Genomic DNA, 7,704 nt, shown 5'->3' with positions numbered 1-7,704 from the left:
CTATAGGACAAACTACTACATATACAAAAGACAATATGCAAATGTTCATAAAAAAAATATAATATTTTAATATATAATATTAAATGATTTTCTAACATCGAGGAGGATACATATGAAGATGAAGAGGGGTATTACCACTTTATTATCTGTAGCCGTTCTTTCCACATCGCTTGTAGCATGTTCAGGAACAGCTGAGAAAACAGTGGCAAAAGAAGAGAAAGTACAATTAACAGACCAGCAATTAATGGCTGATTTATGGTATCAAACAGCTGGCGAAACGAAAGCACTATACTATCAAGGATACAATATTGGTCAATTGAAGCTTGATGCAGCTCTTGCAAAAGGGACAGGCAAAAAACCTGCTATCGTACTTGATTTAGATGAAACTGTTTTAGATAACAGTCCTCATCAAGCAATGAGCGTAAAAACAGGAAAAGGCTATCCTTATAAATGGGACGATTGGATTAATAAAGCTGAAGCTGAAGCTCTTCCAGGCGCGATTGATTTCTTAAAATATACAGAGTCTAAAGGTGTAGATATTTACTACATCTCAAATCGCAAAACGAATCAACTAGATGCAACTATTAAAAACCTTGAGCGCGTTGGTGCTCCACAAGCAACAAAAGAGCATATCTTATTACAAGATCCGAAAGAAAAAGGGAAAGAAAAACGTCGTGAGCTTGTTTCGCAAACACATGACATCGTCCTATTCTTCGGTGACAACTTATCTGATTTCACTGGTTTTGATGGGAAATCTGTAAAAGATCGCAATGAAACAGTAGCAGAATCAAAAGCACAATTTGGTGAAAAATTCATCATTTTCCCTAATCCAATGTATGGTGACTGGGAAGGTGCTTTATACGATTATAATTTCAAAAAATCAGATGCAGAAAAAGACAAAATCCGTCATGAAAACTTAAAATCATTTGATGCAAAATAACAAAGAGGATGGCTTACGCCATCCTCTTTTATTGCATATTTCTTGTTAAAGGCAAGATAAACACTTCAACACGTCTATTTTTCGCTTTTCCTTCAGGCGTATCATTTGGTGCAATTGAACGATATTCTCCGTAACCAACTGCACTAAACTTTTCTGGTTGCAATTCTTTATTTTGGAGTAACACCTGCATAAAATTAACTGCACGCTGTGTACTTAACTCCCAGTTTGATGCAAACTGAGCATTTGCGATAGGAACTGTATCTGTATGACCCGACACTGTAATTTCACGAGGTGATGCCGACACAAGCAGGTTAGACATCTCTTTTGCAATCCCTAATGATTCCAACTTCACATCTGCTTTCCCTGAGTCAAATAATACATTTTCTAATATCGTTACCATTAATCCTTTTTCAGTTAAATCCGTTTTAAACGAAGAAGATAATTGCTTTTCCTCAATATACTTGTCAATACTTTGTTGTACTGCTTTTAATTCATTCATTTCTTGCTTYTTCACTTCAGCTTCAGCATCTTTTTTGATTTTCTCAGATTCCAAACCACTTGCCGATAGCTCTTTTTCTTCTTTTGGTTTTTGATCACTTAAAAACTCTTTATTTCCTGTTCCACCTGCTAGTTCACTTCGAAAAGCTACTGCCATCTGTTTAAATTTCGCAGCATCTATACTACTCATTGCAAATAAAACAATAAACAGCGCAAACAACAATGTTAGCATATCAGAATACGGGATTAACCAAGTTTCATCGATATGTTCGTCATGCTTTTTCCTTTTACTTCTTCTATTCTTCCTACTCCGCATTCTTTTCCGCTCCTTTTTCTAGCTTTTTACGCTCAGTTGCAGAAAGCGCACCTAAAATGCGGTTTTTCATAATAAATGGATATGTACCTTCTTGTAACATTAATAAACAATCAATAATTAAACGTTTCTTCTCTAATTCAGCAGCAGACTTTTGCTTTAATTTATTTGCAAATGGATGCCATAATACGTAACCTGAAAAAATACCGAAAATCGTTGCAATAAACGCACCTGAAATAGCATGTCCTAGCTTTTCAATATCAGTTAAATTTCCAAGTGCAGCTACAAGACCAATAACAGCACCTAAAACCCCTAATGTAGGTGCATATGTACCAGCTTGCGAAAAAATAGTAGCTCCTTTTGCATGTCTTTCTTCAATTGCTTCTAATTCAGCTTCTAAAATTTGTTCTAAGTCTTCTGCAGATACACCATCAATCACAAACTTCATACCACGCAAGAGAAATTCATCTTGAATTTTATCTAATTGTTGTTCTAAAGACAAAATACCGTATTTTCTACTCTCAGATGTCCAATGAACAAATAATTCTAGTAACTGTTCATAACTTAAATCTTTTTTATTTGAACCAAAAAGAACTTTAAATAATTTTGGAATCCTTTTTAGTTGATTCATTGGAAAGGCAATACATACTGCAGCAAATGTACCCACAAAAATAATTAATGCTGCTGCAGGATTAACTAAGGCCATTACGTCAGCGCCCTTGACGACCATTCCTACTACTACTGCCAACACTCCTAAAATGACTCCAATAATTGTTGCAAAATCCATTCCCATTCACTCCTAGTCTATACAAGAAGTCCTTTATTCCCCATAATCGTTACATCTCCTTATATGTATATATTACATAAAAAATGAATCACATGAAAGATAGGAAATGAATTATATAAAAAAAATAATACAATTTCACACATTTTCTGACATTTTCTTTGCATTTCTATTACGTTATGACTCTTATATTTCTTTTTCAATAAACTAGACTTATAATAAAAACGATACATATTTTATTAAGAAAGGACAGTGATTACAAGGTATCATGAAAAAGATAATACTTATTTCTGCCACTACTATTGTAATCGGTATCACATCTTTCGCTTACTTTGGTTCTAAATCACCACTGCAAAATGAGGCGAAAGCTGTCGAAAGTCAAAAACATAGTAACCATCCAAAAGAAGAGATTCCTGCTTTTCCAAAAGCTGATCATAATGCAAAGAAACTAGATGATAATTTTTCCGTTGTAACAAATCCAGATTCTGCTCTTGTATTAGTCAATAAACATCGTAAATTACCAGATGGGTACATTCCAGAAGATTTAACGAAACCGAACGTACCATTTACTAGTCCAAAAGATAAAGAGAAAACATTACTTCGCAAAGATGCTGCAGACGCTCTTGAAAAAATGTTCCAAGCAGCGAAAGAAGAAGGTTTAGAACTTACAGCAGTTTCAGGTTACCGTTCTTACAAACGCCAACAGTCATTACATAATACATATATTAAACGCCAAGGAAAAGCTGAGGCTGATTCGGTAAGTGCAATTCCTGGAACAAGTGAGCATCAAACTGGTCTAGCAATGGATATTAGCTCAAAATCTGCTAAATTCCAATTAGAACCAATCTTTGGAGAGACAGCAGAAGGAAAATGGGTTGCGGAACATGCTCATGAATTTGGTTTTGTCATTCGTTATTTAGAGGATAAAACAGAGACAACAGAGTATTCATACGAACCGTGGCACTTACGCTACGTTGGCAATCCATATGCCGCATACATATATAAGCACCACCTAACATTAGAAGAGGCAACGAAGGACAAAAAATAAGAGAGCGAATCGCTCTCTTATTTTTCTTTTATTCTATTATTGTAATAATTCCTTCCATTCCTCAGGCCACGGTTCGCCTCTTCCAGTTTTTTTCGATGCTTGGACCATCATACCGCGTCCAACTAAACAAACTTCCCCCTCTGCATTTTTGACCATATAGTGTAAATCTAATGAGGAGTTCCCAACCGCTCCTGCCTTTACATATACTTTCAACTGCTCATCAAAATAAATTTGTTTAATAAAATTGCATTGTAAATCTGCAACAACGATCATCGTTTCTGATGATTCATGTGTCCATTCTTGCATAAATCCAAGTTCTTTAAACAATGCGATACGAGCTTCTTCAAAATATGTAAAAGCAACGACATTATTTACATGTCCAAACATATCTACTTCACCAAAACGAACTTTGACAGGATTATAAAATGAAAAACCACTTTCCCATTGCTCAAAGTCTTCGATATAAGAAATTCTCTTCATTGTTCCCTCTCCTTTTCGCCTTTAAAATAAACAGAATAAACAGAAATATAAAGTTATAAATATTGCCTCTTCAACATGAAGAGGCAATATTTATTAATAGTTATTGTCGCTACCAAAGAAATCTTTGAACGATTGAATTGTTGTATCACGGTTTAATGCTGCAATTGAAGTTGTTAATGGAATACCTTTCGGACATGATTGCACACAGTTTTGAGAGTTACCACAGTTTGCAAGTCCTCCATCACCCATAATTGCACGCAAGCGATCTGCTTTATGCATTTCACCAGTTGGATGCGAGTTAAATAAACGCGCTTGTGAAAGCGGTGCTGGTCCAATAAAGTCAGACTTACTGTTTACGTTCGGACATGACTCTAAGCAAACACCACATGTCATACATTTCGAAAGTTCATATGCCCATTGACGCTTTTTCTCTGGCATTCTTGGACCTGGTCCTAGGTCGTACGTACCGTCGATTGGAATCCAAGCTTTAACACGTTTTAACGCATTAAACATACGGCTACGGTCAACTTGTAAGTCACGTACAATCGGGAATGTCTTCATCGGCTTTAAGCGAATTGGTTGTTCTAACTGGTCAATAAGAGCTGTACATGATTGACGTGGTTTTCCGTTAATCACCATCGAACAAGCACCACATACTTCTTCTAAACAGTTCATATCCCATGCAATCGGAGTCGTCTGGTTTCCTTTTGAATCAACAGGATTACGACGAATTTCCATCAGTGCCGAAATAATATTCATATTTGGACGATATGGAATTTCAAACTCTTGGTCAAACTCTTGTGCATCTGGTCCATCTTGTCTCGTAATGATGAGGCGGATTGTTTTCTCAGACATGTTGCTTATCCCCCTTCTCTTCACCCTTAGCAGCTACATCATGTTTTGAGGAATAGTCACGTTTACGTGGTTTAATTAATGAAACATCCACTTCTTCGTAATGGAATGCTGGTGCTTTTCCTTCTCCCTCAAATTTCGCCATCGTAGTTTTTAAGAAGTTTGCATCATCACGATTTGGGAATTCTGGTTTGTAATGCGCTCCGCGGCTTTCATTACGGTTATATGCGCCAATTGTAATAACACGTGCTAACTCGAACATATTTGCAAGTTGGCGTGTAAATGAAGCACCTTGGTTACTCCATCTCGCTGTATCGTTAATGTTAATGCGTTTGTAACGCGCCATTAACTCTTCAATTTTCGCATCAGTTTCTATTAACTTTTTATTTTCACGAACTACTGTAACGTTATCTGTCATCCATTCTCCAAGCTCTTTATGAAGAACATATGCATTTTCGTTACCATCAAGCGTTAAAATATTGTTAAATTTCTCTGTTTCGATTAATTCATTTTGCTCATATACAGTAGATGAAACAGCATCAGATGATTTAGAAAGACCTTTCATATACTCAATCGCGTTCGGTCCTGCTACCATACCACCGTAAATTGCTGATAATAGTGAGTTCGCACCAAGGCGGTTACCACCGTGCATAGAATAATCACACTCACCTGCTGCAAATAAACCTGGAATACTTGTCATTTGTTTATAATCAACCCATAATCCGCCCATTGAATAGTGAACCGCTGGGAAGATTTTCATTGGTAGTTTACGAGGATCATCACCTGTAAATTTCTCATAGATTTCAATAATTCCACCAAGTTTAATATCTAGTTCTTTCGGATCTTTATGAGAAAGATCTAAGTACACCATGTTTTCACCGTTAATACCTAGTTTTTGCTCTACGCAAACATCAAAGATTTCACGCGTTGCAATATCACGAGGTACAAGGTTTCCGTAAGCTGGATATTTTTCTTCTAAGAAGTACCATGGCTTACCATCTTTATACGTCCAAACACGTCCACCTTCACCACGTGCAGATTCACTCATAAGACGTAACTTATCGTCTCCAGGAATTGCCGTTGGATGGATTTGAATGAACTCACCGTTCGCATAATATGCACCTTGTTGATATACAGCAGACGCTGCTGTACCTGTATTAATAATAGAGTTTGTTGATTTTCCAAAGATGATACCAGGGCCCCCTGTTGCCATAATCACGGCATCAGCTTGGAAACTTTTTATCTCCATAGTTTGTAAGTCTTGCGCGACGATTCCTCGGCACACACCTTCATCATCCACAACAGCTCGTAAGAAATCCCAACCTTCATATTTCGTTACAAGTCCTGCTACTTCATGACGACGTACTTGCTCATCTAATGCATATAGTAATTGTTGACCAGTTGTTGCGCCAGCAAATGCTGTACGATGATGTTGTGTTCCACCGAAACGACGGAAATCAAGAAGCCCTTCTTCCGTACGGTTGAACATAACACCCATGCGGTCCATTAAATGAATAATACCAGGTGCTGCATCACACATCGCTTTAACTGGTGGTTGGTTCGCTAAGAAGTCCCCACCATAAATTGTATCGTCAAAGTGGATCCATGGAGAATCCCCTTCACCTTTTGTATTTACGGCACCGTTAATTCCACCTTGGGCACATACAGAATGTGAACGTTTTACTGGTACTAAAGAAAATAGTTCAACATTCACTCCTGCTTCTGCCGCTTTAATCGTTGCCATTAAGCCGGCCAAGCCACCGCCGACTACTATAAGTTTCCCTTTCATGCTCTCCCACTCCTTACTGGTTTGCTAGCTGTGGATCGATGAACGCTAATAATGCACTCACACCTACATAAGATAGACCTAAGAAAATAGCTAATGTTACATAAGTAGAGATTCTTTGTGAACGTGGAGATACTGTAATTCCCCAGCTTATGCAGAATGTCCATAGTCCATTTGCAAAGTGGAAAATTGTTGAAACAACACCAACTAAATAGAAACCAAACATAAATGGGTTGTTTAAAATATCTGCCATCATATCATAGTTTACCTCTTTACCTAACAATGCTTGAATACGAGTTTCCCAGACGTGCCAAGAAATGAAGATCAGCGTAACGATACCTGAAATTCGTTGGAAGACGAACATCCAGTTACGGAAATAGCCGTAAGATACCGCATTGTTCTTAGCTGTAAATGCAATATATAAGCCATATATAGCATGGTACAGTATAGGTAAAAAGATGATGAAAATTTCTAGCGCATACCGGAATGGAAGGAGCTCCATAAAGCCTGCAGCTTTGTTAAAAGCCTCTGCTCCTCTTGTTGCAAAGTTGTTTACAATTAAATGTTGCGTCAAAAAGACACCAACCGGGATGACCCCCATTAATGAGTGCCACTTACGAAACGTATACTCGCGGCCTTTCATGTCCCCATTACCCCCTTGAATGTTTGACTGCTGTTTTCAGATTAATTTACAACAATAATGTTTTTTCACTATTGGCATAAGAAAAACTGAAAAAATTATTCAAAATATTTCAGCATAATTTGATTCCAAGTTCATTTTACCCCTATTTTTGTCGAAGCGTCAAGAAAACGTATACATAATTTGCATATAATTTGCCAATTCTTTTTTTCTTCTTATATATTCAGATTTTCCCTAAGAAAAATCTGTTTTTATAAATGAAAAATGTTATATAATAATCCCTATAGAAAGAGGGGAATATTGTGAGCAAAAATACAATCGATATAACATCTTTAGAAGATGTTTCATTGAACGCCTTMGCTT

The 7,704-nt window shown here is 36.9% G+C and carries 8 protein-coding genes; 2 read left to right on the top strand and 6 right to left on the bottom strand.

Going from position 1 to position 7,704, the window contains the following annotated elements:
* Positions 1-112 precede the first annotated feature (112 nt).
* Positions 113-940, top strand: a complete 828-nt coding sequence (locus tag AC1DTM_RS14440) for a 5'-nucleotidase, lipoprotein e(P4) family (RefSeq protein WP_002160318.1) — start codon at positions 113-115, stop codon at positions 938-940.
* A gap of 28 nt (positions 941-968) precedes the next feature.
* Here the strand turns inward: AC1DTM_RS14440 and motB are convergent, their stop codons facing one another.
* Positions 969-1,754 (bottom strand): flagellar motor protein MotB, encoded by a 786-nt coding sequence (gene motB / locus AC1DTM_RS14435; RefSeq protein WP_002160317.1) that lies wholly within the window; start codon positions 1,752-1,754, stop codon positions 969-971.
* The gene (gene motA / locus AC1DTM_RS14430) at positions 1,744-2,538 is read right to left on the bottom strand and encodes a flagellar motor stator protein MotA (RefSeq protein ID WP_002112100.1); all 795 of its coding nucleotides are present in this window, start codon (positions 2,536-2,538) and stop codon (positions 1,744-1,746) included. Before motA ends, motB begins: the two co-directional genes overlap by 11 nt.
* Before the next feature lie 265 nt (positions 2,539-2,803).
* Here motA and AC1DTM_RS14425 point away from each other — a divergent pair, with 265 nt between their 5' ends.
* Positions 2,804-3,583 (top strand): M15 family metallopeptidase, encoded by a 780-nt coding sequence (locus AC1DTM_RS14425; protein ID WP_088099546.1) that lies wholly within the window; start codon positions 2,804-2,806, stop codon positions 3,581-3,583.
* A gap of 36 nt (positions 3,584-3,619) precedes the next feature.
* Here the strand turns inward: AC1DTM_RS14425 and AC1DTM_RS14420 are convergent, their stop codons facing one another.
* From AC1DTM_RS14420 to sdhC, 4 genes are all read right to left on the bottom strand, one after another.
* Complete coding sequence (locus AC1DTM_RS14420) at positions 3,620-4,063, bottom strand: acyl-CoA thioesterase (protein WP_002015410.1); 444 nt, start codon at positions 4,061-4,063, stop codon at positions 3,620-3,622.
* A gap of 93 nt (positions 4,064-4,156) precedes the next feature.
* A complete protein-coding gene (gene sdhB, locus AC1DTM_RS14415) occupies positions 4,157-4,918 on the bottom strand; it encodes a succinate dehydrogenase iron-sulfur subunit (protein WP_002088861.1) in 762 nt (253 codons plus the stop codon).
* Positions 4,911-6,704 carry a succinate dehydrogenase flavoprotein subunit gene (gene sdhA / locus AC1DTM_RS14410; RefSeq protein ID WP_002160314.1) on the bottom strand — a complete coding sequence of 598 codons (1,794 nt, stop codon included), beginning with the start codon at positions 6,702-6,704 and terminating at the stop codon, positions 4,911-4,913. Before sdhA ends, sdhB begins: the two co-directional genes overlap by 8 nt.
* Before the next feature lie 13 nt (positions 6,705-6,717).
* Positions 6,718-7,344: a succinate dehydrogenase cytochrome B558 gene (sdhC, locus tag AC1DTM_RS14405; protein WP_002015407.1), complete on the bottom strand. Its 627-nt coding sequence runs from the start codon at positions 7,342-7,344 to the stop codon at positions 6,718-6,720.
* Between the last annotated feature and the right edge of the window lie 360 nt (positions 7,345-7,704).

It is taken from the genome of Bacillus sp. P4_D3, assembly GCF_056401855.1.
The sequence above is the reverse complement of the archived record's forward strand: the minus strand, read 5'-3'. Positions and strand labels throughout refer to the sequence as shown.